At 44.4% G+C, this 22,548-nt stretch carries 25 protein-coding genes and 2 pseudogenes; 13 read left to right on the top strand and 14 right to left on the bottom strand.

Annotated elements, in window-relative coordinates; all coding sequences use genetic code 11:
• Positions 1 to 32: 32 nt before the first annotated feature.
• Together WBA89_RS12045 and WBA89_RS12040 are read left to right on the top strand one after the other, a co-directional pair.
• Positions 33 to 1,766 carry a calcium-binding protein gene (locus WBA89_RS12045; RefSeq protein ID WP_424406642.1) on the top strand — a complete coding sequence of 578 codons (1,734 nt, stop codon included), beginning with the start codon at positions 33 to 35 and terminating at the stop codon, positions 1,764 to 1,766.
• A gap of 418 nt (positions 1,767 to 2,184) precedes the next feature.
• Positions 2,185 to 2,804 (top strand): annotated as a pseudogene (locus tag WBA89_RS12040) (transposase family protein).
• Between the two features lie 75 nt (positions 2,805 to 2,879).
• Here WBA89_RS12040 and WBA89_RS12035 read toward each other — a convergent pair.
• A complete protein-coding gene (locus tag WBA89_RS12035; protein WP_424406640.1) occupies positions 2,880 to 3,656 on the bottom strand; it encodes a hypothetical protein in 777 nt (258 codons plus the stop codon).
• 181 nt (positions 3,657 to 3,837) lie between these two features.
• Between WBA89_RS12035 and xseA the strand changes: the two genes are divergently transcribed.
• Positions 3,838 to 5,013 carry an exodeoxyribonuclease VII large subunit gene (xseA, locus tag WBA89_RS12030; protein ID WP_424406638.1) on the top strand — a complete coding sequence of 392 codons (1,176 nt, stop codon included), beginning with the start codon at positions 3,838 to 3,840 and terminating at the stop codon, positions 5,011 to 5,013.
• A 5-nt stretch (positions 5,014 to 5,018) separates the two neighbouring features.
• On the top strand, positions 5,019 to 5,246 hold the full coding sequence (gene xseB / locus WBA89_RS12025) for an exodeoxyribonuclease VII small subunit (RefSeq protein ID WP_424406636.1): 228 nt from the start codon (positions 5,019 to 5,021) through the stop codon (positions 5,244 to 5,246).
• A gap of 307 nt (positions 5,247 to 5,553) precedes the next feature.
• On the opposite strand, the gene WBA89_RS12020 is transcribed toward xseB, so the two are convergent.
• The 4 genes from WBA89_RS12020 to WBA89_RS12005 form a co-directional block, all read right to left on the bottom strand.
• Positions 5,554 to 5,763: a CsbD family protein gene (locus WBA89_RS12020; RefSeq protein ID WP_424406634.1), complete on the bottom strand. Its 210-nt coding sequence runs from the start codon at positions 5,761 to 5,763 to the stop codon at positions 5,554 to 5,556.
• A gap of 349 nt (positions 5,764 to 6,112) precedes the next feature.
• Positions 6,113 to 6,949 (bottom strand): PHP domain-containing protein, encoded by an 837-nt coding sequence (locus WBA89_RS12015; protein WP_424406632.1) that lies wholly within the window; start codon positions 6,947 to 6,949, stop codon positions 6,113 to 6,115.
• A gap of 296 nt (positions 6,950 to 7,245) precedes the next feature.
• Entirely contained in the window at positions 7,246 to 7,527 is a 282-nt protein-coding gene (locus WBA89_RS12010; protein ID WP_424406630.1) for a hypothetical protein, read from the bottom strand.
• A gap of 142 nt (positions 7,528 to 7,669) precedes the next feature.
• The gene (locus WBA89_RS12005; protein ID WP_424406628.1) at positions 7,670 to 7,843 is read right to left on the bottom strand and encodes a hypothetical protein; all 174 of its coding nucleotides are present in this window, start codon (positions 7,841 to 7,843) and stop codon (positions 7,670 to 7,672) included.
• A 154-nt stretch (positions 7,844 to 7,997) separates the two neighbouring features.
• On the opposite strand from WBA89_RS12005, the gene WBA89_RS12000 reads away from it, so the two are divergent.
• Positions 7,998 to 8,324 (top strand): hypothetical protein, encoded by a 327-nt coding sequence (locus WBA89_RS12000; RefSeq protein WP_424406626.1) that lies wholly within the window; start codon positions 7,998 to 8,000, stop codon positions 8,322 to 8,324.
• A 148-nt stretch (positions 8,325 to 8,472) separates the two neighbouring features.
• Here the strand turns inward: WBA89_RS12000 and WBA89_RS11995 are convergent, their stop codons facing one another.
• Positions 8,473 to 8,940, bottom strand: a complete 468-nt coding sequence (locus WBA89_RS11995; protein ID WP_424406624.1) for a hypothetical protein — start codon at positions 8,938 to 8,940, stop codon at positions 8,473 to 8,475.
• A gap of 55 nt (positions 8,941 to 8,995) precedes the next feature.
• Here WBA89_RS11995 and WBA89_RS11990 point away from each other — a divergent pair, with 55 nt between their 5' ends.
• Positions 8,996 to 9,616 (top strand): histidine phosphatase family protein, encoded by a 621-nt coding sequence (locus WBA89_RS11990; RefSeq protein ID WP_424406622.1) that lies wholly within the window; start codon positions 8,996 to 8,998, stop codon positions 9,614 to 9,616.
• Between the two features lie 185 nt (positions 9,617 to 9,801).
• Complete coding sequence (locus tag WBA89_RS11985; protein WP_424406620.1) at positions 9,802 to 10,185, top strand: VOC family protein; 384 nt, start codon at positions 9,802 to 9,804, stop codon at positions 10,183 to 10,185.
• Positions 10,186 to 10,305: 120 nt separating this feature from the next.
• On the opposite strand, the gene WBA89_RS11980 is transcribed toward WBA89_RS11985, so the two are convergent.
• Both WBA89_RS11980 and WBA89_RS11975 read right to left on the bottom strand, forming a co-directional pair.
• Complete coding sequence (locus tag WBA89_RS11980; protein WP_424406618.1) at positions 10,306 to 10,596, bottom strand: hypothetical protein; 291 nt, start codon at positions 10,594 to 10,596, stop codon at positions 10,306 to 10,308.
• Between the two features lie 185 nt (positions 10,597 to 10,781).
• Positions 10,782 to 11,453 carry a phosphoribosyltransferase gene (locus tag WBA89_RS11975; RefSeq protein ID WP_424406616.1) on the bottom strand — a complete coding sequence of 224 codons (672 nt, stop codon included), beginning with the start codon at positions 11,451 to 11,453 and terminating at the stop codon, positions 10,782 to 10,784.
• A 194-nt stretch (positions 11,454 to 11,647) separates the two neighbouring features.
• On the opposite strand from WBA89_RS11975, the gene WBA89_RS11970 reads away from it, so the two are divergent.
• From WBA89_RS11970 to WBA89_RS11960, 3 genes are all read left to right on the top strand, one after another.
• Positions 11,648 to 12,325, top strand: coding sequence for a uracil-DNA glycosylase (locus WBA89_RS11970; RefSeq protein WP_424406614.1), 678 nt, complete (start codon positions 11,648 to 11,650; stop codon positions 12,323 to 12,325).
• Positions 12,326 to 12,468: 143 nt separating this feature from the next.
• On the top strand, positions 12,469 to 13,737 hold the full coding sequence (locus WBA89_RS11965; RefSeq protein ID WP_424406612.1) for a DNA methyltransferase: 1,269 nt from the start codon (positions 12,469 to 12,471) through the stop codon (positions 13,735 to 13,737).
• On the top strand, positions 13,730 to 14,671 hold the full coding sequence (locus WBA89_RS11960) for a Bpu10I family restriction endonuclease (protein WP_424406610.1): 942 nt from the start codon (positions 13,730 to 13,732) through the stop codon (positions 14,669 to 14,671). Before WBA89_RS11965 ends, WBA89_RS11960 begins: the two co-directional genes overlap by 8 nt.
• A gap of 31 nt (positions 14,672 to 14,702) precedes the next feature.
• On the opposite strand, the gene WBA89_RS11955 is transcribed toward WBA89_RS11960, so the two are convergent.
• A complete protein-coding gene (locus WBA89_RS11955) occupies positions 14,703 to 15,278 on the bottom strand; it encodes a hypothetical protein (protein WP_424406608.1) in 576 nt (191 codons plus the stop codon).
• Between the two features lie 738 nt (positions 15,279 to 16,016).
• Here WBA89_RS11955 and WBA89_RS11950 point away from each other — a divergent pair.
• Together WBA89_RS11950 and WBA89_RS11945 are read left to right on the top strand one after the other, a co-directional pair.
• Positions 16,017 to 16,355 (top strand): annotated as a pseudogene (locus tag WBA89_RS11950) (type II toxin-antitoxin system RelE/ParE family toxin).
• Positions 16,348 to 16,707, top strand: a complete 360-nt coding sequence (locus WBA89_RS11945; RefSeq protein WP_424406606.1) for a DNA-binding protein — start codon at positions 16,348 to 16,350, stop codon at positions 16,705 to 16,707. The pseudogene WBA89_RS11950 and the gene WBA89_RS11945 overlap by 8 nt, the downstream one beginning before the upstream one ends.
• A 4-nt stretch (positions 16,708 to 16,711) precedes the next feature.
• On the opposite strand, the gene WBA89_RS11940 is transcribed toward WBA89_RS11945, so the two are convergent.
• The 4 genes from WBA89_RS11940 to tyrS all read right to left on the bottom strand — a co-directional run bounded on the left by WBA89_RS11940 (position 16,712) and on the right by tyrS (position 19,493).
• Entirely contained in the window at positions 16,712 to 17,104 is a 393-nt protein-coding gene (locus tag WBA89_RS11940; protein WP_424406604.1) for a type II toxin-antitoxin system VapC family toxin, read from the bottom strand.
• The gene (locus WBA89_RS11935; RefSeq protein WP_424406602.1) at positions 17,101 to 17,331 is read right to left on the bottom strand and encodes a type II toxin-antitoxin system Phd/YefM family antitoxin; all 231 of its coding nucleotides are present in this window, start codon (positions 17,329 to 17,331) and stop codon (positions 17,101 to 17,103) included. The genes WBA89_RS11940 and WBA89_RS11935 overlap by 4 nt, the downstream gene beginning before the upstream one ends.
• Before the next feature lie 176 nt (positions 17,332 to 17,507).
• Positions 17,508 to 18,218, bottom strand: a complete 711-nt coding sequence (gene pyrF / locus WBA89_RS11930) for an orotidine-5'-phosphate decarboxylase (protein WP_424406600.1) — start codon at positions 18,216 to 18,218, stop codon at positions 17,508 to 17,510.
• Positions 18,219 to 18,260: 42 nt separating this feature from the next.
• Positions 18,261 to 19,493, bottom strand: a complete 1,233-nt coding sequence (gene tyrS / locus WBA89_RS11925) for a tyrosine--tRNA ligase (protein WP_424406598.1) — start codon at positions 19,491 to 19,493, stop codon at positions 18,261 to 18,263.
• A gap of 313 nt (positions 19,494 to 19,806) precedes the next feature.
• On the opposite strand from tyrS, the gene WBA89_RS11920 reads away from it, so the two are divergent.
• Entirely contained in the window at positions 19,807 to 21,726 is a 1,920-nt protein-coding gene (locus WBA89_RS11920; protein ID WP_424406596.1) for a transglycosylase domain-containing protein, read from the top strand.
• A 309-nt stretch (positions 21,727 to 22,035) separates the two neighbouring features.
• On the opposite strand, the gene WBA89_RS11915 is transcribed toward WBA89_RS11920, so the two are convergent.
• A complete protein-coding gene (locus WBA89_RS11915) occupies positions 22,036 to 22,359 on the bottom strand; it encodes a DUF1825 family protein (RefSeq protein WP_194065282.1) in 324 nt (107 codons plus the stop codon).
• Between the last annotated feature and the right edge of the window lie 189 nt (positions 22,360 to 22,548).

Raw genomic sequence — 22,548 nt, 5'->3', positions numbered from 1 at the left:
TTTTTAACAACCTAACTTGAGAGGAATTTCAAATGGCAGTGATAGATACTAAGTTTCGGGTAACAGGTGGCGAAACTAAGAACCCACCTAGCAATGCTATTAATCCAAGTCAGCGTGAAATAAATATTAGCGCGCCCTTTGGCGTTCCCTCAGCAGATCAATGGAGTGGACAAAAAGTATGGCTGCTGCTTCCTGGTTTCACAAATCCCGCCGATTATTACGATCCAAATCTGGCGGCAGCCATCAGGGATGCCAACCCAAACGATACGGTTTTAGCCCTTGACTGGACTCAAGTGAGCGGCACCAAGTTCTTCAATATTGGGCCATTAGGGATCGCGGCAGGAGACCTTTACAGGTCTGGTTCGTGGATTACCCCAGTGGCAACCGCAGTCCGAGACAAACTTGTTGAGTGGGGAATGCCAGCCGCCGCACTCAATATTGTTGGAAATAGTCTCGGCGCTAACTTAGCCAGCGATCTTGCCGCCAGTTTCAATACCTACGGAAGTCAAGTGAGTTCGGTTACAGCCCTTGACCCAGCATCAAATAAGGCCAAAAGAGTCAGTCCATACGATAAAATTAATGGCTTCGATACTGATTTATCAAATGGATACGTATTAGATGGAAATGGAGGAATTGCAGATCCAATCAAGCGCTTAGACTTTGGTGGTGCTGCGGTTTCAAGAAGTTTTAATGGCATCAGTAGTTTAGCAGGAAATGAAGATCAAGCAGGAACTGCCAAGGAATCCTTCCTGTTTGACTTCGGCACCGATCCGAATAATATCGCAGACCAAATTGCTCAACACAACGGTGTCGTCACCGCCTACACAAATTTGGTGACAACTGATGCAGGTGGCAATTCTCGTTTAGCCACAAATATTCTAGGTCTGAGTGACACGCGGGCCGATCATCAATTTCGACCCAACTTTTATAAAGGGGATTTTAATGTCTCTCCTCAAGTGCATGAAGGAGTGATTCCCGTTGATGCTCAAAATAATCCTTTGTTTCTGGTTGCTGCTAAGCTTGATGGCGGGATAAATGACCGAATCATCTATGGGACTAACGGAAACGACGAATTAAGAGGAATTGGGATTTTTGGGAAATATTACAACAACAACGGCAACAATACTTATTATGTTGGGAATGGGGATGATTTTGTCTTGACTGGCACAGGTAATGACACCGTTTACGGTGGGGCTGGAGCGGACATTCTTGTTAGCGGAGATGGGAATAATCTGATCCTTGGTGAGGAGGGCAATGATATTCTCTCTGCTGGCATAGGTAATGACACGATCTCGGGCGGGGCTGGAGATGACAACATTCATGGCGGAGATGGCAGGAATACCATTCGCGGTGACGAGGGTAATGATTATCTCACTGGTGGAAACGGCGTTAATATCTTGTTTGGTGGTTTGGGAAACGATATTCTAGAAGGTGGTGCGGGTCAGAACATATTAAGAGGTTCAGAAGGCAACGGGTTATCGGGTGTTGAAGTAGATACTTTAATTGGCAACAACGGTCAATCTCTTAACGCATTTTATATTGGCAATAATACAACAAATTGGTACTCAGTCGCTGGTGGAAATGATTACGCCTATATTCAGAGGTTTAATCCAGACCGTGACGTAATTTTGGGCGGCGTGAATATTGAGGCGCAAAACCTCATCACTCAAACCTTTCTCTGGTCTGGAAGTGAATTGATTGCCAAGATTGAGGGTTTGTGGGCTTCGCAACTAGAGTCGCAGTTCCCTACAAGGATATTTTTTTAGGACTGTTTCATTCTCTTGTAGGGGCAGCAAAGAGTGGCTGCCCCAATGCTTGAAATGACGAAAAATGGTCGGTGGTGGGGGGTAGGCAGGAGGGCGCTACCCTACAAAACCCTTGTTTTCGGGAGAATGAAACAGCCCTGGGGTATTTTATGCTTGACTTTTTTCCTGTTTTGTAGAAACCGCTGCGAGCTGTCAATCCTCAAAGTTTAAGAACGCTACTTGAGGGCTAAGGCAAGCCTGTTACAATAGACCTCTTGCAAAATATTTTTATGCTAGAATCAAGGCTTTGGCTTAAGTGGAGCTGATTGCAGGTTATAACTGATTTTCAGGACGTTTTGCTAAAAACAACATAAAATGCTAAAAAACTATTTTGTAGTTACACAATAAATCAATCACGAACAATCGATTTTATCTAAATTTGAAACCGGAGCAATTTAAACGGAGATTTGGTGTCCAGATTCAAAGGTTTAAAGAAATGGTGAACTATTGAGAACAATTCTGGTTAAAAAATCCTCAAGATCAACGAGGACATCGCAGCACTTTAATTCTTAAAGAACAAGTTCTAGTGGCCTTGGAATATTGGCAAGAATATCGAACCTATTTTCATAGGGGGAAAAATTGGGGAGTATCTGAATCAACGATTTGCCGAATTGTAACTAATATTGAATTTAAATGCCGCAACAGCTTATCAAGGGATAAAAGACGATCGCTCTCATAAGCTGTCGCGCAAATAAAAATTGTATATTCAGGACGGGCGGGACACCCCACTCATTGGGGGAATTGTTTTTTAACATACAGTTTAGATGCCGCAACAGCTTAGCTATACTCCTAAAAAAAACACCTAAAAATGGGAATCTTTCTGTTTTAGAAAAAGACTACAATCGAGCTTTAGCCCAGAAGCGAATAGTGATTGAATATGTTAATAGGAGTCTAAAAGTTTTCAAAATTTTGTCAAGTCGTTATTGAAACCGCCGCCGTTATGGTCTCCGTTGTAATTTGTTGTCAGCACTTGACAATTATGAGTTGTTAGCTTTCTAGTTTCAAATTCAAAGCCTTGAATTGTAACATGGATTTTTTCAAAAAAAATAATAACTAATAACTAATGACTAATAACTAATGACTAATTACCCATTTTTCAGTGCGAGCTAAAACGTCGTTACTTTTTTTGATAGCAACACAAACTTTTAAATTTAATTCCAGAATATGCAGCGAAGGCGAAAACTTTCTGAGGGGTTCTATTTCGCGAGCAGAACAGCCCAACATTTCCATATAAGCTAGCGTCCATCCAATGGCTGCAATGTCGCTGACATTGCCAGAGCCGGCGCACAATTGACAACCGGAGCAGCCATCGGAACCGCAATCGGGACAAACCCAATTGATTACTTGTAAGTTGGGTTGGTTTGTGCGGGAGGCTGATGCAATTGTCAGTGCTTTAATGTGGTTTTGAACTACTTGTTGAAAACCTATTTGATGGCTGCTGCGGTCGGAATTGTTGCGCGATCGCCCGATCGCAATTCCAGGCTGTGGGGGCGCAGCCAGAGATGCTGTTTGGTTCTGAATTTTGACTTGAGATTCGCCCAGATTCGCCGTTAGCTGAATACCGCAGTATTTCGACTCTTGGGAGCCTGAGTCTTTGATGGCACCGGAAGAATCGGATTCTGTGCGATCGGCTTGTGCTTGCATCGAGAGGTGATGTTCGATCGCCAAAGACCAAGTTCTTTTATGGCGGAGGTCGCCATATTTTCTAGCTTCTGCTTCGGTAATGCCGATCGCCGCCGCCTCTTGGCGCAGCAGATTCATCGAAGTCATGACATCTGATATCATTAGTTTATTGATAGTTGATTGGCGATCGCCCCTGAGCAAAACTGGCAAAAGAGGAGCTGCTCGCACATAAATTACCTTAAATATAGTAGCCTAGGTTTGCGAAATTAGAAATAAGAAATTCAGCCGCCAGCCGCCTGATTTATCTGTGCAAACATAAAAAAGTGTGGCATCCTTCCTAACCGGAGAACGGATTTATCCGAGTCGCAATCCCTCAATCTCAAATTAAAAATTGAAAATTGAAAATTGAATGGTTTCAATTATTCCCGATCGACTTTTGCCCGATACAGCTTTATCTGTAGCCGGACTAACATTATACCTGCAAGACTTGTTGGAGGGCGATCGCAACCTGCGATCGATTTGGCTGACAGGCGAGGTGTCCAGCGTTTCAGACCACCCCACAGGCTGCTATTTCACTCTGTGCGAGCCCGACAAAAGCGCTGCGATTCGCTGCGTGGTGTGGAATTCTCAGCGGCAAAAATTATTGAAGTTACCGGAAAAAGGCGAACAGTTGCTGGTTTTGGGAAGCATCCGGCTGTACAACAAGCGCGGCGACTACCAGTTAAATGTTGTACAGTCGCTACCGGCTGGGGAAGGATTGCAAGCTTTGCGGTTGCGACAGTTGCGAGATCGCTTGGAAGCTGAGGGTTTCTTCGATCCCGCCAGAAAGCGCCCGATTCCCGCACACCCGCAAATTGTGGCGGTGGTGGCTTCCGACAGCAGCGCAGCTTGGGGGGACATTCAGCGGACTCTAGCTCAAAGATATCCGGGTTTGCGGGTGTTGCTGTCGCCGACAGGAGTCCAGGGAGAATCGGCGGCTGCGGAAATTGTCAGGGCGATCGCGCGTGTAGAATTGGACGGTAGGGCAGATGTCATAATTTTAGCGCGGGGCGGCGGTTCTGCGGAAGATTTGGCTTGTTTTAATGACGAAAGAGTTGTCAGGGCGATCGCCAATTGTGCAATTCCAATTATTACAGGAATCGGGCACGAAAGAGACGAATCTCTCGCCGATTTAGTAGCAGATAAACGAGCCCACACTCCGACTGCGGCGGCGGCCCAAGCTGTACCAAATTTGGCAAATCTTTACTTAGAACACCAGCAAAGAATGCTCGATTTAGCAAGTGCTGTGCGGGCCAGATTTCAGATAGAAGAAGAGCGTTTGCAACTGCTGCAAAACCGATTAAAACGTTTGCCTGCGACATCGCGAACTTTGCGCCAAGCAACTGGTAAACTGGAAGTATTGCAAGAAAAGTTATCCGCCCTGAATCCGGCGGCGGTTTTGGAAAGGGGTTATGCGGCGGTAATCCAAAGTGACGGTACGATAGTCCGCCAAACTGACGGTTTGGAATTGGGCGAGGAGTTGACTGTGAGGTTGAGTCGGGGCGTGCTGAAAGTTAAGATTGTAGAACTATTAGATGCAGAATAAATGTTATGATTGATTCGCAGTTGCGCCAGTCTGACTGGAATTATCAGGAAACGGTCGATCGAATTGAAGCGATTGTCGATCGGGTGGAATCGGGAGAATTGCCTCTAGAGGAGGTTTTCGAGCAGTTTGCGGTGGCTGTGGAGTGCTTGCAGGAGTGCGAAAATTTTTTGGCGCGGGGAAAGGAACAGATGGATTTGTCGATCGAGCTTTTGGCCGGCGAACCAGACTTTTAAGCGCAGGCGAACGGGGATTAATATAGGTGAAATATGTTGATTCGTTATTGGATAATTTGTGCGACGTAGGGGCGGGTTTTACCAACCATCTATGTTGAAAACTAAATATCTCCTAAACCCGCCCCGCCTAGATACTGGTTTTTAAGCAGAGTTTAGGTGTATTTGTCAGTTGTTTTTTGCGATCGCCACTCAAATCTTTAAGTGCGATGGGATTTGTCGATCGAGCTTTTAGCTGCGGAACCAGATAAAATTATTGTGGGGCGGGCTAGAAGCCCGCCCCACTAATACAATCTAGATACCCGAAAGCTTACAATTTGTCGATCGCCCTTTTGGCCTTATCTGTCATATTTTTCACCCCATCTTTCATATCTTCTGCTGCGTGGCGGGCGGCGGATTCCGCTTGTTTTGCTTTGCCTTCAGCTTGGTCTTTCTTATTTCCGGTAATGTTCCCTAAAATTTCTTGAGCTTTGCCTTCTACATTTTTGCCGATCGCCTTTGCTCTGTCTTCTACACTCATAATCAGCTCCGGTGAGTAGTTGAACGTTACTGCTACCTTAACATTAACTAAACTGAAATTCCTCGCTAGCTTCATATTAATTTATGTTGGGTTTGATTTTTATTGCTTTTCAGTAGACTTCTTGTCAAGTATTTTGTTGATACAGAAACCGCAGATGATGGCAGATGCACACAGATAAACGCAGATGTTTTTGAGGTTGTTTTTGACTTTTGCGCGACGATGCCTAGTAGGGTGCGTCAGAATGACTTGATTGTTTCGATTTACTCGCTATATAAACTGAGGCACACACCCTACAGTTATACTAAAATTATTGTGGGGTGGGCTTCTAGCCCGACCAAAAAGTTACAAACTATTTCAAACTCGCCGCAGCAACCTTAATCGGTTCCAGCAATTCTAATGGCAAATGCAGCATATTCAATTGGGTACTTTCAACGCCTTTCCTTTCATTTCTTTCTGGATCGGGGCCGTGATAATCGCTGCCACCAGTTACCAGTAAACCGTATTCGAGACACCAATCTTTTAACTTTTGAATTTGGCTGGAACTGTGGCTGGGATGGTATACTTCAACTCCCATTAAACCAGCATTTACTAATTCTTTTAAGACTTCCTCAACAGCGCCGCCGCGAAATAAATAAGGGTGCGCCCACACCGGTACTGCGCCGCAACTTTTTAGTAAATCTATGCCTTGGGCGATCGAGAATTTCTCGTAATGAACATAAGCCGGGCCGTCGTCTCGCAGCCAGCGATCGAAGGCTTCCCGCGATGATTTGGCGTGACCAGCTTTTACCAGCGCCGAGGCAATGTGAGGCCTTCCCGGTGCCATTCCTGGGGATGTGGCCGGCAGTTCGATCGCATATCCCAGTGCTGCTAATTTTTCTACCATTTCTTGCGATCGGCGAAATCTTCCTTCCAGGCGATCGTTCAAAGGAACGCGCAACTTATTTGCATCCGGATAAAAACCTAAAATGTGCAGCGACCGGCCGTTGTGCACTGTACTGAGTTCCAATCCGGGGACTATTTCGATACCGTGCAAACTAGCGGCGGCGAAGGCTTCATCCCAACCCGACATCGTATCGTGATCGGTGACGGCCAAGGCGCGAACCCCCGAAGACGCGGCGGCTGCTACGAGTTCGGTTGGGGTAAGAGTGCCGTCGGAATAAGTTGTGTGACAGTGGAGTTCTAGCATTTCTTATGGTAAATTTAAGTCTGTAAAATCTGGAATTCTTCCCCTCACTCACGCGAGATATATTGTCACAGCATTTTAGCTTTTAGATTGGCAATGAGTCGCGGGATAATGGTTTGCAGATTGTTTGCAAGACTTGCTGTTTTTTCAAAAAACAATTCACAGCAATCAACAATTATCTGTTAGCTATAATAAGTTTTTCTGCCTTCACCTTGTACCTTTCTATTTTTAAAAAAATACGGGGGCTGGGCATCCCGATCGTCTTTTTAGTTAAACTTACAATATGCAAGAAAGCTCAGCTATTTTTTGATTTCTCGCATTGGGTGAATGACACCCTCTGGCAATTTTGGAGGAACCGGGGATATTTCAATAGTTTGTATGGTGTGAACTGGGATAACTACCAGTTTATCTGCTAATTCGATAATTATCGGGTCTGCGGCCAACATTTTTTGCAGGCGAGTGCCTAAAGTTGCTTGCTCTCCTACTGTTCCCTCTGGCGCAATGAACTCGAAGTGTTGCTGTTTGCCGTTGGTATAGTGGATTGTCAGATTGATAATTCTTTCTTGGTTGCTTGCTTGCATAATTTTTTCCCCTAACAGTCGATCGGGACTTGGCAAAATTAACAATAAATCCAAACTGGCGATCGCACCACTGTTGACAAGCTCCTTGGAAAGCTTTTGACAAAACCGGGCTATCGGTACGAAAGTCTGGTTGCTGCTAATTTTACCACAAAAACTCTACTGAAACTCGCCAACTTACCCCGTATACAATTGGCAGTCGCGCACTCTTCGCCCCGCAAGCTGCCCAGAGTGCGCGAGCAATATTCGGGCGATCGGGCTTTTTGCTGTGCCAGTTAGCAAATTGGCTGAATTCAGCCTCTGCCGCGACTCTACTCAAAGCGCTCTCAAGTTATACAGGAGGCACACTCCAAGGCTTTGGGAGTCAAAGTTTTCTCTTGTCACAAATGTGGAGGTTGAGATAGCGGCATTCTGCTGTCACTGCCGTTGAGGAATTTTTTATAAATTAAGAACATAACATTCAGGTACAGCGTATGAAATCCACACTTTGCTTTCCAGAAACTTCTGTTCAATCTCAGGCAGTTACTATTGATAATAGTGCTATTGAATCTTGTATAGTTGCAGCTTGGATTGACTTAGTAGGAGGAGACTTTGACAGCTTGGGAGGAGATGATTGGCTTGGTTTGTGCGGCGACATTGACGCAGGCGAAATTTACCGGGAATGGTTTTTGTGGCAAGACAGCGAAGTGACTCAAGAGTGGGAAGCTTACGATCCCATTACTAATTATCGAGTTGTGGCACCTAGCCGAGAAATGATGATTTCTCAAATCGACGAAATAGAAGATGCTAGAAAAATTTAGTCGATCGGGAGAATGTTAAATCTTGATTTTCAACTTTAATAACAATTCTGCAAACAAACCCGGTTTCTCCCAACTCCATTAAAGAAACCGGGTTTTTCAGACCAAAATCTTAGGTTTGGGTTGAGTTTCACAAACCCAACCTAATAATTTATGTCGCTACTGCTTTTTGTTTTTCTCGTTCCAATTTTCGCTGCTTCAAGGCGGCAAGATTTTGTTTGATCGTGTCGATCGCACTTCCATTACCCTGCTGTTGGTACAATTCGCTGGCACGGATCAAATCTGCCACAGCTTCGTCATCCGATCGCAAATTCGCAAAAACCAAGCCGCGATTGTGGTAAGCTTCTGCCAAAGTTGAAACCTGCTGTATGGCGCTCGTAAATTTATCTTGAGCTTGGCGGTAATTTCCCGACTGATAAGCCTCAATTCCTTGCTGGAAATAAACCGAAGCTTTGCTGCCGCCGTCAGTAGCTGGAAAATCTGGCGAGTTTAAAATTGGTTCTTTAAACAGTACAGAAATGCTGCCCTTGCCGAAGTAAGCCCAAGTCATTGTTCCCAAACCAACCCCCAGCACCAGGGCAACAATTACAGACAGAGCAATAAAATTGGTGAGTTCCATAGAGCAATATTTGTTGTATTAGAATATGATAAGTTAATTTCTAACTTCTGGAACAATGGCGACGCGGATTTACCTCAACGGTCAATGGTTTTTCGGATCGCTAGCTTTAGTATTGTCGATCGGCTTCATGACTGCAACTGCAAGTTCTGACGCAGCCACCAACGCCCAAAATCGAGCAGGCTGGCAATTGTTGCAGCGGGGAGAGACAGGGTTGGTAGTAGCAATGCGGCACGCGATCGCCCCAGGCACCGGCGATCCTGCTAACTTTAAGTTGGGCGACTGTTCCACCCAGCGCAATTTATCACCACAGGGAAGAACCCAAGCCAAGCAAATTGGAGCCGAATTTCGCAACCGCAACATCAAAGTTTCCAGAGTTTTATCGAGTCAGTGGTGTAGGTGTTTGGAAACAGCAAAACTGCTAAATTTAGGCAAAGTCGAACCGTTTCCGGCGCTCAACTCGTTCTTTAGCAACAGCAGCAAAAAAGCGGGACAAACAGCGACAATCCGCAAGTTAATTCTTGACAACCGCAACACAAAAGGCGCGATTATCCTGGTAACTCATCAAGTCAATATTACAGCAATTACAGATATTGTCCCACAAAGCGGCGAAGCTGTGATTCTCAAAAGCGACGGACAAGGTAAGATTAAAATAGTCGGACGAATTGGAGGATTTTAAATAGATATAGGAATCCTCAATCATTTGTGTAATTCTTGTAGGGGCAAACCCCCCGCGGTTGCCCCGCTTTGGCCGGGCTAGGCACGGGGGGACTACCCTACATATTTGTACGACTCATTTAGGATTGCTATAGAAAGTTATAATATTACCAATAACCCATTACCCATTACCCATTACCAATTTATATGAGTTTTCAGTACAGCGCAGCCCTAGTAACTTTAGCGGACATTGACAATGAAGTTCTCGTTAAATTTTACACAAAATTTCTCGACATAGAACCCAACCCTTACATTCCCAATACTTATGCTGAATTTCAACTCCCCGGCTTAAGACTCGGCATATTCAAACCCAAAGATTCCCACAAATCGGAATTTGCAAATCGAGCAAAAACAGGCATGAGTTTGTGTTTGGAAGTCAGCGATATCGAAACTGCGATCGCCCGAATTTGGGCCTTGGGCTATCCGCCCGCCGGAGAAATTATCAAAGCTTCTCACGGTTTAGAAATTTATGCCTTCGATCCCGCCGGCAACCGCATAATTTTGCATCAATCCCATGATAATTTAGGATAATCGCTAATAATTGGTAAACTCTCGATCTTTTCTTCTCTTCCTTTGCGTCTTCGCGGTTCGTTCAAAAAAACATCTTGTTCGCAACCCGCTTTCGCAATCACATTATCAAACCAACCTTAACTATCTAATCAGTTCAGCAAAACTATAAAAACTGATAATTAACAACAGTAATGCTGTCAGATGAGTTAACTGAAATCGAGGTTGCGGGTCAATGTATTCGCGCACTAAAATTGAAATAGACGAACCAATTATATAACTTAAGGACAGCGTTAAATACTGCCACTGCAAAGTTATACTCCACAGCCCCAGCAAAATCATCGCCAAAGTCAACATCACCAACTCAACAAACCGAGGCGGATTCTGCCCGGTAGAGTGAATGAAAGTGTCCAACCAATCTTGCCAAGGTCTCATGTGTTATAGCCTTTCTCAGGTTTCTGGAGGTACAGGTTGAAATTTGAGATTGAATAATTTTAGATTCGGGGATTGGGAGATTGAGGAATTGTTAATTAATTTGTTAATAAATTTGGTGAATATGTCACTCGCTGGAAAACTGCTATAGCCCGATCGAACTTTGGGATTGAGCATTCTAGCTTAACTCACGACCGCCACTCAATTTGTCGCTGCAAACACTCCAAAGCCTCCGCCGTCTCCACCTGCGGAAACTGCCCGTAAAAGCGACTGACACTGTAAAAAGGGCTAGGAGTCTCCAAAATAATCGACTTATCGCCTATTTCGGCCAAAAATCCCGTCAAATCATCCGGGGCGACGGGCGCGCAAATCCACACAGCCGCCGGTTGCTGAGACTGCAAAGCCACAGCCGCCACAGCCACCGTCATCCCCGTAGCAATGCCATCGTCCACCAAAATCACCAAAGCCCCAGCCGCGCTGACATTTGGTCGTCCAGATGCCAAATCTGCCAGCAGAGATTGAGCGCTATTTTCAGCCTGCTGGAGTGCTGATTTTTGCCAGCGTAAATTTGGCTGTTTTTGCTTTTGCCAGAGAACATGGCCGTCAGCGGTTGCAGCCCCGATAGCCAATTCCAAATTATCCGGGCGAGTAATTTTCTTGGCGACAACCACATCCAAAGCACAACCCAAGCGGCGGGCGATCGGCACAGCAACGGGCAAACCCCCGCGCGGCAAGGCATAAACAATCGGTTTAACAGCATTTTGTGCCGTTAAATTCAACTTGCCGAGCTCGTTTTCAACAGCAGCAGCCAGTTTTTCGCCTGCATCGGCGCGATCTTCAAAAAACGGGTTAGACAACATATTTCTGCCTGTACGAGCTCAACCAAACAATTGGATATTGTGCCGGTGTTAATTGGAAAAAAGTACGCGCGTGCGTAGCTATCCCGTAGGGAATCGACAGCACCGCATACAAGCTTTTAGCCAATCTCAAATCACCCAACCCGATCTAAACTATAAACTCTAGACTCACAAAAATCTCTCTAATTGTAAAATATATGTCCAGTGACTTGCAACTCAGTCTTTTTGACAGCAATCAAAGTGCCGCCTTCCAAAACGACTCAATCCCAGTAAATGCCAAAATTCCCATTCCTCCGGGCACTTATCAAAATATGGAACAAATCGGCGAGCACTGCAACCGCTGTCACCGCTGCGAATTGGGCAACACCCGCACTCGCGCCGTCATCGGGCGCGGCAATCCTCAAGCCTCAATTTTGATTGTGGGAGAAGCGCCCGGACAAAACGAAGATGAAACCGGATTACCTTTCGTCGGGCGATCGGGCAAACTACTAGATAAGATTTTAGAATCCGTGGGATTGAGCGCAGAAACCGACGTATTCATAGCCAACGTCATCAAATGTCGCCCACCCAAAAACCGCCCTCCCGCAGCCAAAGAAATCGAAGCTTGCAAACCGTACTTGCTCGAACAAATTCGCATTTTAGACCCCAAAATCATTTTATTAACCGGTGCAACAGCCCTCAAAGGATTGTTAAGCGACAAGCGGCCAATTAGTAAAATTCGAGGTCAATGGATTGAATGGGAAGGACGGCTGTGTATGCCAATTTTCCACCCCTCATACTTGTTACGAAATCCCTCCCGCGAACCGGAAAGTCCGAAATGGTTTATGTGGCAAGATATGCAGGCTATAAAGGCTAAATTGGATGAATTAAAATAGCAACATAATCGAGATTTACGCCTAATATCATCTCCAGTCAACCCCAATACTTGTCGGGGCGGGTTCACCAAAAATCTATGGCTCAAACCAACAATCTCATAAACCCGCTCCTCATAAATTCGTACCCAATAAAAATTAGCATCATGGTTTTATCTAATATTTTCAGCGCAACCCCTATCAATAGAAAAGAAATTTCTCAAGAACTCTTAGACATTGAAAATAAACAACGAACCAATCCCCTCCCTTGGAAAGGGCAATTTTCCCCCCAGTTTGTAGAAATTTTGATTAATAAATATGCTAATCAAAACAGCGTGATTTTCGACCCATTTTTAGGTAGTGGAACAGTTTTATATGAAGCCGGAAGATTCGGAATAGAAGCCTACGGAACAGAAATCAACCCAGCAGCTTTAATCCTAGCTAACATTTATAAATTTATCAATCTTTTGCCAACACAGCGAGAAAAGTATATCAATTGCTTTTTAAATCGCCTGCACACGGAAATATTTGAAACAATGCCACTTTTCCAAACAATCCAAAAAGATATAACCCAAAATGATCTAATAGAGAAAGTTGTAAAATTAGCAGTTGGTGCAGAACAAGAGTTCCTTAATATTCTACATGAAGCATTAGTTATATTACTAGATTTAGACAAGAAAAAAGTTACTTACTCAAGAATTTTCACTATTGCGGAAAATATCGCTGCTTTTGTGATTAAACTACCCTATAGCGAAAAACCGATAAATGCCTACAACGCCGATGCCAGAAATATTCCCCTAAGAAACTCCAGCGTCAACCTTGTGATCGCCTCTCCCCCTTATATCAATGTATTTAACTATCATCAGCAGTATCGCGCTTCTACTGAAGCACTAAACTGGAAACTTTTAGAGGTGGCAAAATCTGAATTTGGTTCAAATCGCAAACATAGAAGCAACAGATTTTTAACTGTAATTCAATATTGCTTAGACATCGCCTATACTTTGCAAGAATTATTGCGAATATGCAGCCATGACAGTAGAATAATCTTTGTAGTCGGTCGAGAATCAAATGTTAAACGAACTCCTTTTTTTAACGGGGAGTTAGTTGCACAAGTAGCTAGTCAAGTATTGGGAATTAGTTTAGATATCCGTCAAGAAAGAACTTTTGTAAATCGTTATGGAAAAATTATCAAAGAAGATATACTGCACTTTGCAAAAAGAGAAAATTTACAGTATTATTTTACTATACATCAAGCCAAAAATATTGCTGTAGAAGCCTTAGAGTCCGCTTATTTGGTAGCTAACGACCAAGTAAAATATGAAATAAAGGATGCTATCGATAAGGTTGCCACAGTAAAGCCCTCACCTTATTTCGATCTGCAGCGTTCACGAAATACCATTGAAATACTCAAGCCAAAAGAAGAAAATTATGTTTAATTTAGCTCAACCACATGGGGACAAACTAGCAGCATTACTTGATAACGTGAAATTACCTCCTACAGATAAACAGCGTGTTAATCAAGCAATCGAATACTATAAAAAATGGTTGGAAACGCTTAAAAACATCAGGGGGGATGATCTGAAAGTTGTTCCACAGGATGATCTGAAAGTTGTTGCAGAGATGGTATCCCATCTAACCTCCTATAAGCGATACATTGACGTTGAACTAATTTTTGACAGTGACAATGATTTTTTGTACCGTCAAAAAGGGCAATTAAAACTTGACAACTCAATTATTGAAGAATTTATACCTATCTTAGTTACAACCGTCTTTGCAGATTCATTAAAGGACAAAGAACTATCCTTTGGCCCAACACAGTGTTTTTCATCACTACGATTTGAGTCAAGTTTAAAAGTAAGTCCAAAAGGTGGTGGGATGAGTATTCGAGCCAAGGATCAAGATTTTGCAATTAGTAGAAAAATATTTCTTAAAGCCTCTCACAATCAAGATTTTAAGGAGAGTACATCCCGCGAGGCAAATATTGCTTATGTTGCGGCGGAGTGTAAAACAAATCTTGATAAAACAATGTTTCAAGAGGGCGCAGCAACTGCCCTTGATGTAAAATTGAGTGTACCAGGAGCCAAGTATTTCTTGCTATGTGAATGGCTGGATATGTCGCCTATTAGCTCATCACTCACAGCTATTGATGAGATACTAATTTTAAGAAAAGCCAAACGCTTAACCTCTAATATAAGAAAGGAGTTTAGTACGGTAAAGGGAAGAAAGAAAAATAAAGATTCTTTTGTCAACCATCTCGATAACAACCCCTTTGCACCGGAAGTTTTTATGAGATTTTTAAGGGAGATTGAAGGGATGATTGGTAAAGATGAACTAGACGAAGATGACGTGCTGTCAAGAGGCTATTTTTAAGTGTAAAAAAAATCATCGGAACCATCGAAAGTTATGGCTTTGCAGGACAATCTCGCAACCACAAACGAATCGCCTCAGCAATTGCGCTTGTCTCCCCCTCTGGCGCTAACAACGGGCTAACATCCGCCGCCGTACCAAACCGAGAAAAAATTTTTACTAATTCCCAACCCTTCGGGGTTTTAGCTAAAAACAGCCAGTGATATTGCTGAATTTCGACTCGCTTTCCCCCCAGATACTGCGCTTCTAAAGTAGTAATAAAAGCTTGATTGGTATTTTCAGGAAGCGCATCTTCAAAATTTAAAGGTAGCGGTTGAAACTCCGGGCGACCTGCTACAATTATTTGACGGGACACGTAACCGGGCGGTGTAGAAGTGTTAGGAGAAAAGTGCGATCGCGCAATTACCCGATTAGCATAACTCGGCAAATCTGGCAACAGCCGATCGACTAAAGCTTCTAAATCTGCCGGACAGGGCGATCGGGCTAATAAACTATACTGATTTTCATTTATACTGTTAGCATGATTTGTCGCAACATTAACCGCAAAACTCGGACTTGCAACCACCCCAAAAATCGCAACCAAAATACTACTTACTGGAAATACATTCAACCCCAGAAATACTCCTCATCGATCTTAGTCCACCAATTCTCAAAGCAATGGTCATCTGCTACAATCCCCTATATCTAAACACCATAACACAGAAATATGCAGCGGAGAAAAGCCCTCATATCCCCCCTCCCTCAAAGAATATGCCTGGAAAAATTCTCAAGCTATACCCCCAATTACAGCAGCCCACAATTTTTATCAGCTTTTAGATAAAATCAAAATTAGACCCGCCCTCGATCTTGGCAAGCGGTTTGGCGATGGGCGTGGTTGCAGTTTGGCTGTGGGCAGTATATACTAACAGTGAGCGCTTGCTTTGATTTGTTATTCAACTGGAGAGCGGATATGGATTTTTTGTATTGGATAATGGCTAGTATCAAATGATTTTTTTTGTTTTTTGTTGCGTATTTAATGTTTGCTAGTGGGATGTATCTTTATTTGGGTTGGTTTGGATGTTTGTTTTTTTTCTTTGGGTGTTGGGCGCTCGTGGATTAAATAACTTCGGTAGGGTTCGTTCCTCAACCAAACCTACAAAAAATGCAAGTTATTTAATTCTCACTCCGGGGTTGTCTGTCGATTGGTGATGGATCAAAAACATCTGATGGAGGTTTCAGATTTTTATTATAGTTGTGAACTAGAGTTTTTCCACGAAACCAGGCTATTGCTACATTTCCGATACCTGGGACTGACCGGAACGAGCTAAAATGTTGCCAATTTATGCTAAGGTTTGTATTAAATGAAATCATGGAATTCCAACCGAGAGAAATTAAAACCTATGAAACCTTAGAGGGAAAAATCCCTTTTGAATAGTGGCTTGATTCTTTGCGCGATCGCGAAGGGAAAGCTAAAATAAAAGGTAGACTTCAGCGAGTTGCTCTTGGTAATTTAGGAGACTGTAAATCAGTAGGAGAGGGTGTTTCTGAGTTAAAAATTGACTGCGGCCCAGGCTACCGGGTTTATTTTGGAGAAAGAGACTCAACTATTGTACTGCTTCTCTGCGGTGGAGATAAAAGTACCCAAGATCGAGATATTCGCAAGGCCAAAGAATACTGGATAGAATTCAGGAGTAGAAACAATGCCTAAAACCCACAGTTATCATGACTATCTGATTAAATCCCTCCAACAAATTGAAGAAGCTGCTGCTTATATTCAAGCAATCTTAGAAGAAAAAGAAACGGAATCTGAACTGTTACTGACGGTACTCAAAGACGTAGTTAAAGCTCAAAATAAAATTTCTATAATGACTGAAGACGAACAACATAATTGGGAGAAACTTCAGGAATTGCTGAAAGCATCAGGGGGAGAAGAGATTTACCGATTTATTGGTTTGCTGAAGACTTTAGGATTAAAGACAGATATTGCTGTTAGTGAAGGTAAGAATCCTGACACATCAATATTAGAATCCTCATCTCGCGTCGAGAGTTGTAAATTTTAACCTCTTACCAAATTACTAAAGAGTAGAAACTAGCTATTTTTTGATCGGCTGTAATAATCGCAGCTTGATTTCTTTTCGCCACTGCTACAACCACTCTATCTGCTGGATCTCGATGTTCCCATTCTAGTTTGACACTTTCCAGCCAAATTTCCTCATCAATTGGGATTATACGAACAACATTAGACTTTTTTAGAGTAGCGAGATAGTCATCAATACTTACTCCTAAATCTAATTTCTTATTTTTGATCTTAATAGCTATTTCCCAGATAGCTGTGGATGGAACTAAACCATTTTTTTCTTTTTCCATCTGCTGACAAGCTGCTTTTGCCCTTTGAGAAAGCTTCTCTGGATCTACACTCCACCAGATTAGAGCGCAGGTATCAAGGACAATAGTCATACTTCCTGCCATTCTTCAGTTGTTGGGGTAGTTAAATCTTCAAAATATTTTACTTGTCCCCGCATATCCTTAAATAATTCTTCAGTTGAAAGAGTCTTTTCATACTGAGAAATTCTCACGACAGGTTTAGTTCCATCCATCACTAAAATTTCTTCGCCTTCTAACTCTACAAGTTGCAGAAATTCTAGTAAGTTAGCTTTTAATTGACTTTTATCAATAGTTTTCATGGTGGTAAAAATCTAATTTCTGTAGCGTTGATACTAATTATATTTTAGGGATGTGCTGTTTGTCAATATGCCTTGGGTCTCATTACGGCAACCGCAGATATCAGCAGATAAACACAGATGAACGCAGATAAAATTCCATAGGTATTCATCTGCGGTTAAAAAAATATTACTTATTGTCAACCCAATTCTTCACAAATGCGCGCAAAAGCCGCCACTGGATCAGACGCAGCCGTAATCGGCCGCCCAATTACCAGATAATCTGCACCTGCTTTAAATGCTGCTTTTGGAGTCATCGATCGCCTTTGATCGCCTCCATCGGCCCATTTCGGACGCACACCGGGACAAACTAACAGAAAATCATCCCCGCAACTCATTCTTAACTGTTCCACTTCTTGCGGAGAACAAACAGCACCGGCTAAACCTGTTTCCTTGGCTAACAATGCCATGTGCAAAGCATATTCTGGCAATTCCAAAGGTATTTTTAAGTCAAAAGCTAACTGTCGGGAATTCAAACTCGTTAGCAGCGTAATTGCAATCAATTTAGGCGTCGGTTTATCGACTGCGGCCGCCCCTTCTACTAAAGCTGACTGTGCCGCTTTCAAAGCATCCTTACCGCAAGTAGAATGGATAGTCAATAAATCCACATTGTACTTGGCTGCAGCCCGACAAGCACCAGCTACAGTATTCGGGATATCGTGAAATTTCAAATCGAGAAAAATCCGCTTTTCCCGCTGTTTTAAAATTTCCAAAATTCCAGGCCCGGAACTCACAAATAGCTCTAAACCGACTTTCCAGAAAGATACATCAGGTAACTTGTCCAGAAGGGCGATCGCCTCTTCTTGACTCGAAACATCCAAAGCAACAATAATTCGATTATCAGCGTTCATCAGCGTTCATCTTCAGTATTCATCTGCGGTTAAAAAAGAGATTCAAGACACCAATCGCACAAACTTATTCTTCCCAACCTGCAAAACCTTACCGCATAAATCAGCCGGTGATTCAAAGGTAAGGTTAACATCAGAAACTCGATCGCCCTCCAACTTCACTCCACCGCCCTGCATCAACTTCCGCGCCTCACCGCTGCTTTTACAAAGCCCGCAAGCACTCAGAATATAAAACAACTTAGCCGGAAACTGCACACTTGCCAAAGAAAACTCGGCCACAGCATCAGCTTGTCCCGCAGCACCTTTAACCAGCGCGATCGCATCTTGTTGGGCCCGATCGCCCGCTGCTTTCCCCCAATACTGACTTACTACATCCACAGCCAAAAGTTTCTGTTTTTCGCGCGGATTTTCTGGCAACTCATCAAGCGGCAAATTTGTCAAGAGTTCAAAATACTGGACGATCGAACTATCAGCAATTTTCTCCAACTTAGAATACATCGTCAGCGGGTCTTCCGACAAACCGACATAATTATTCAAAGACTTCGACATCTTCTGCACCCCGTCAGTCCCGATCAAAATCGGCATCAACAAACCAAACTGCGGCTTCATCCCAAAATGTCGCTGCAAATCTCGCCCGACAGCAATATTAAACTTTTGGTCAGTTCCGCCCAACTCCACATCGGCTTCCAAGACTACTGAATCGTAACCCTGCATGACTGGATACAGAAACTCGTGCAGGTAAATCGCATTTTCCTGCTGCATCCTGTTATCAAATCCCTCTTTAGCGAGCATCTGCTGCACCGTCATGGTCTTCAGCAGCTCCAAAACCTTCGCCAAGTCCAATTTGGGCAACCACTCGGAGTTATAGCGAATTTCCAAGCGTCCGGGCGTGTCAAAATCTAGAATCGGACGTACTTGGTCTAAATAAGTCTTGGCATTTTCTGCCACTTGTTCTGCCGTCAATTGGCCGCGCATCTCCGATTTCCCTGTCGGATCGCCAATTCTTGCGGTAAAATCTCCGATGACCAGTACCGCTGTGTGTCCTGCGTCCTGAAAAGCTCTCAGCTTGCGTACGCAAATGCTGTGTCCCAGGTGAATGTCCGCCCCTGTGGGGTCAATTCCGAGTTTGACTCGCAACGGTCGATCGACTTTTGCCAGCAATTCGGCTAAATTTTCGTTAGGGTTGGTAGAATCAGGTCGATCGGGAAAAATCTCGCTGATGCCGCGGTAAAGCGCTGAAAGGTTAGGAGTTATCATAGGGGAGCGATCGGAAACCATAATATTTTGCCGGTCTTAGCGGAATCAGTTAAACTCACTGATTCACGCATACAAACACACTTATCAAGCTACCATAATCCCAAAGCGACCCTGCTTTTCTTGGCTGACCCCGCCCAAAAACACCTACCGTGTCCCCGACAACAGTCGCGGCGAGTCCCAAATTTTAGAGCCAAGTTCAAACTCCCAAATTCATCCGCAGCAAGTAAATCTAAAATCTAAAATCTAAAATCTAAAATCGACTGACAGCCCCCAGAGTTCGCATCTAAAATTACAAATCTTACAGCCCAAAATCGAGTGAGGAAGTGAAATCCACGTGTCAACTAACGCAGTCCGCAAACATACGGAAAACTCAGCCCCTGTATTCGAGTTTGTTCAGTCAGTCAGCAAAGTGACCGCCGGAACCATACTCAGCATCACAATGCTTGCCAGTTCCGTAGTGGCTGGCGGGCTGGTTGGCCTAGCGATCAGTTTCCGCAATTTGCCAGATGTTCGCATCTTGCAAACCTACTCTCCTACAGAAACTACCCACATTTACGACATCAACGGCAAGCCCTTAGCTAGCATCCACGACGAAGCTAACCGGGATGTCGTACCCCTCGACCAAATCTCCCCGAACCTGAAACGGGCCGTTCTGGCGATCGAAGATAGCAATTTCTTCACCCACAAAGGCATCAACCCCGGCGGGATAGCCAGAGCTCTGATAGTCAACCTAGAGAAAGGTAGAACCGTTGAAGGCGGCTCGACTATGACTATGCAGCTAGTCAAGAACCTGTTTCTCTCTCCCCAGTCAAAATTTAGTCGCAAGGTAGCTGAAGCGGTAATGTCTATCCGCTTGGAGCAAATTCTCAACAAAGACCAAATTCTGCAACTATACCTGAATCAAATCTACTTAGGTCACAACTTGTACGGCGTAGAGACAGCTTCTCGAAGCTATTTCAACAAGTCAGCCAATAATTTGACCCTTTCAGAAGCAGCGATGCTCGCCGGCTTAATTTCCGCCCCGGAAGAATACAGTCCTTTCACCAATTACAAGTTGGCAAAAGAACGACAAGAAATCGTTTTAAACCGGATGAAAGAACTCAAATGGATTACGGCGGCGGAAGCGGATACAGCCCGCAGCCAAAAAATTAGGCTCGGCAAAATTACCTCTTTTGGAGGCTCTCAAGTTCCTTACGTCACGCAAGCCGTAGTCCAGGAACTGACCAGGCGTTTCGGGCGAGATGCAGTCGTCAAGGGAGGAATGCGCGTTCAAACCACGATCGACCTCAAAATGCAGCGCATAGCCGAAGAAACCGTCAAAGCGTGGCACGATCGACTTTATTACCAAGGACTTTTTTACAGCCGCGACGAAGGTCAAATTGCCCTAGCCGCCGTCGATCCCCGCACCCACTTCGTCAAAGCAATGGTTGGCGGCGTCGATTACGAAAAGAGTCAGTTCAACCGCGCCATTCAAGCACGCCGCCAGCCCGGATCTTCTTTTAAGCCCTTCATCTACTACGCTGCCTTTGCTAGCGGCAAATACACCCCCGATTCAATTGTCTACGACTCCCCTGTCGGCTACCGCGACGGCGACGGCTACTACTACCCTCAAAACTACGGCGGCGGCTTCTCCGGTGCCGTCAGCATCCGCAGAGCTTTGGAAGTATCGCTCAACATTCCCGCCGTCAAGCTCGGTCAAGAAGTAGGATTGAATAAAGTGATTGAAATTTGCCGCACCCTCGGCATCAGAAGTCCGATGGAACCGGTGATTTCTTTGCCGCTAGGTGCCGTTGACTTGACTCCCTTAGAAATGGCCGGAGCTTTTGCTACCTTCGCCAACAACGGCTGGCATTCAGACACCACATTTATCGTGCAAGTAACCGACAGCAGCGGCAACGTCTTGCTCGACAATACGCCCAAACCAAAACCAGTTCTCAACGCCTGGGCCGCAGCATCCGTCAACAGCGCCCTCCAAGGAGTGATTAACAGCGGAACCGCAAGGGCGGCCCAACTCGGGCGGCCCGCAGCAGGGAAAACTGGTACAACTTCCTCAGAGCGGGATATCTGGTTTGTGGGTTACGTGCCTCAGTTGTCGGTTGCTGTCTGGATGGGTAACGACAATTACACACCGATGAGCTACGGTGCTACTGGCGGTGGAATTGTTGCTCCTGTTTGGCGCGATTTTATGAGCCAAGCTTTGCAAGGCGTGCCTGCAGAAAATTTCAAACCTGCTTCAGCTTTTGAGCGGCCTTAATTATTAGTTGGCAGTTGGTAGTTGGCAGTTGGTATTTGGCAGTTGGTAGTTGGTCGTTGGCAGTTGGTAGTTGGCAGTTGACCGTTGGCAGTTGGCAGTTGAACATGAGTCAAAAACTAGGTCTATAAGCATTCTTCCATCTTCCATCTTCCATCTTCCATCTTCCTTCTTCCTTCTTCCTTCTTCCTTCTTCCTTCCCCCCTTGGGGGGGGTAGGGGGGGGTTCTTCTTCCTTCTTCCTTCTTCCGACGGACATCGGACTTACATCCGTTACATCCGTTACATAATCCGTTGCCGAACTTCCTTCTTCCTATGATTGTTTTTCCAGCTCAGATTTCATCCGCTCCAGCGTTGAGTTCATTTGCTCAAACATCTGCTGGGGCGTGATGCCAAATTGATTGAGCTGTGTTTTTAACTGCTCTACAGTCATCTGAGCCATGAAGTCCTCAGACAGCTCGAAGCGCTTCATAAAAATCCGGTAGCGCTCCATCATTGATTCCATCTGCGCGATGAACATTTTCTTGCCTTCGCGATCGAATTTGCCGTAATTCCCGCCTAGTTGGATGAGAGATTGATAGTCTTCAAACAACAGCTTGGCTTCTTGCTGAACAATTTCTGAATCAAAAAATCCCATAGTTTTCCTAATTTTTAATATGAACTAATTTCGATCTAGACGAAAAATCCCGCTGCTTTTTATACTATTTTATCAGTTGCCGGAGGAAGTCCCTACCCCTCAAGGCACAAGAATCAGTAGCAATTTCCGGACAGCAGACGGGGGAGAGTGGGAAGAGGGGGAGAGGGGGAGAGTGGGAGAGTGGGAGAG

It is taken from the genome of Microcoleus sp. (assembly GCF_049646505.1).
Classification (GTDB): Bacteria; Cyanobacteriota; Cyanobacteriia; order Cyanobacteriales; family Microcoleaceae; genus Microcoleus.
This window is presented reverse-complemented; position numbering and strand designations above follow the sequence as displayed.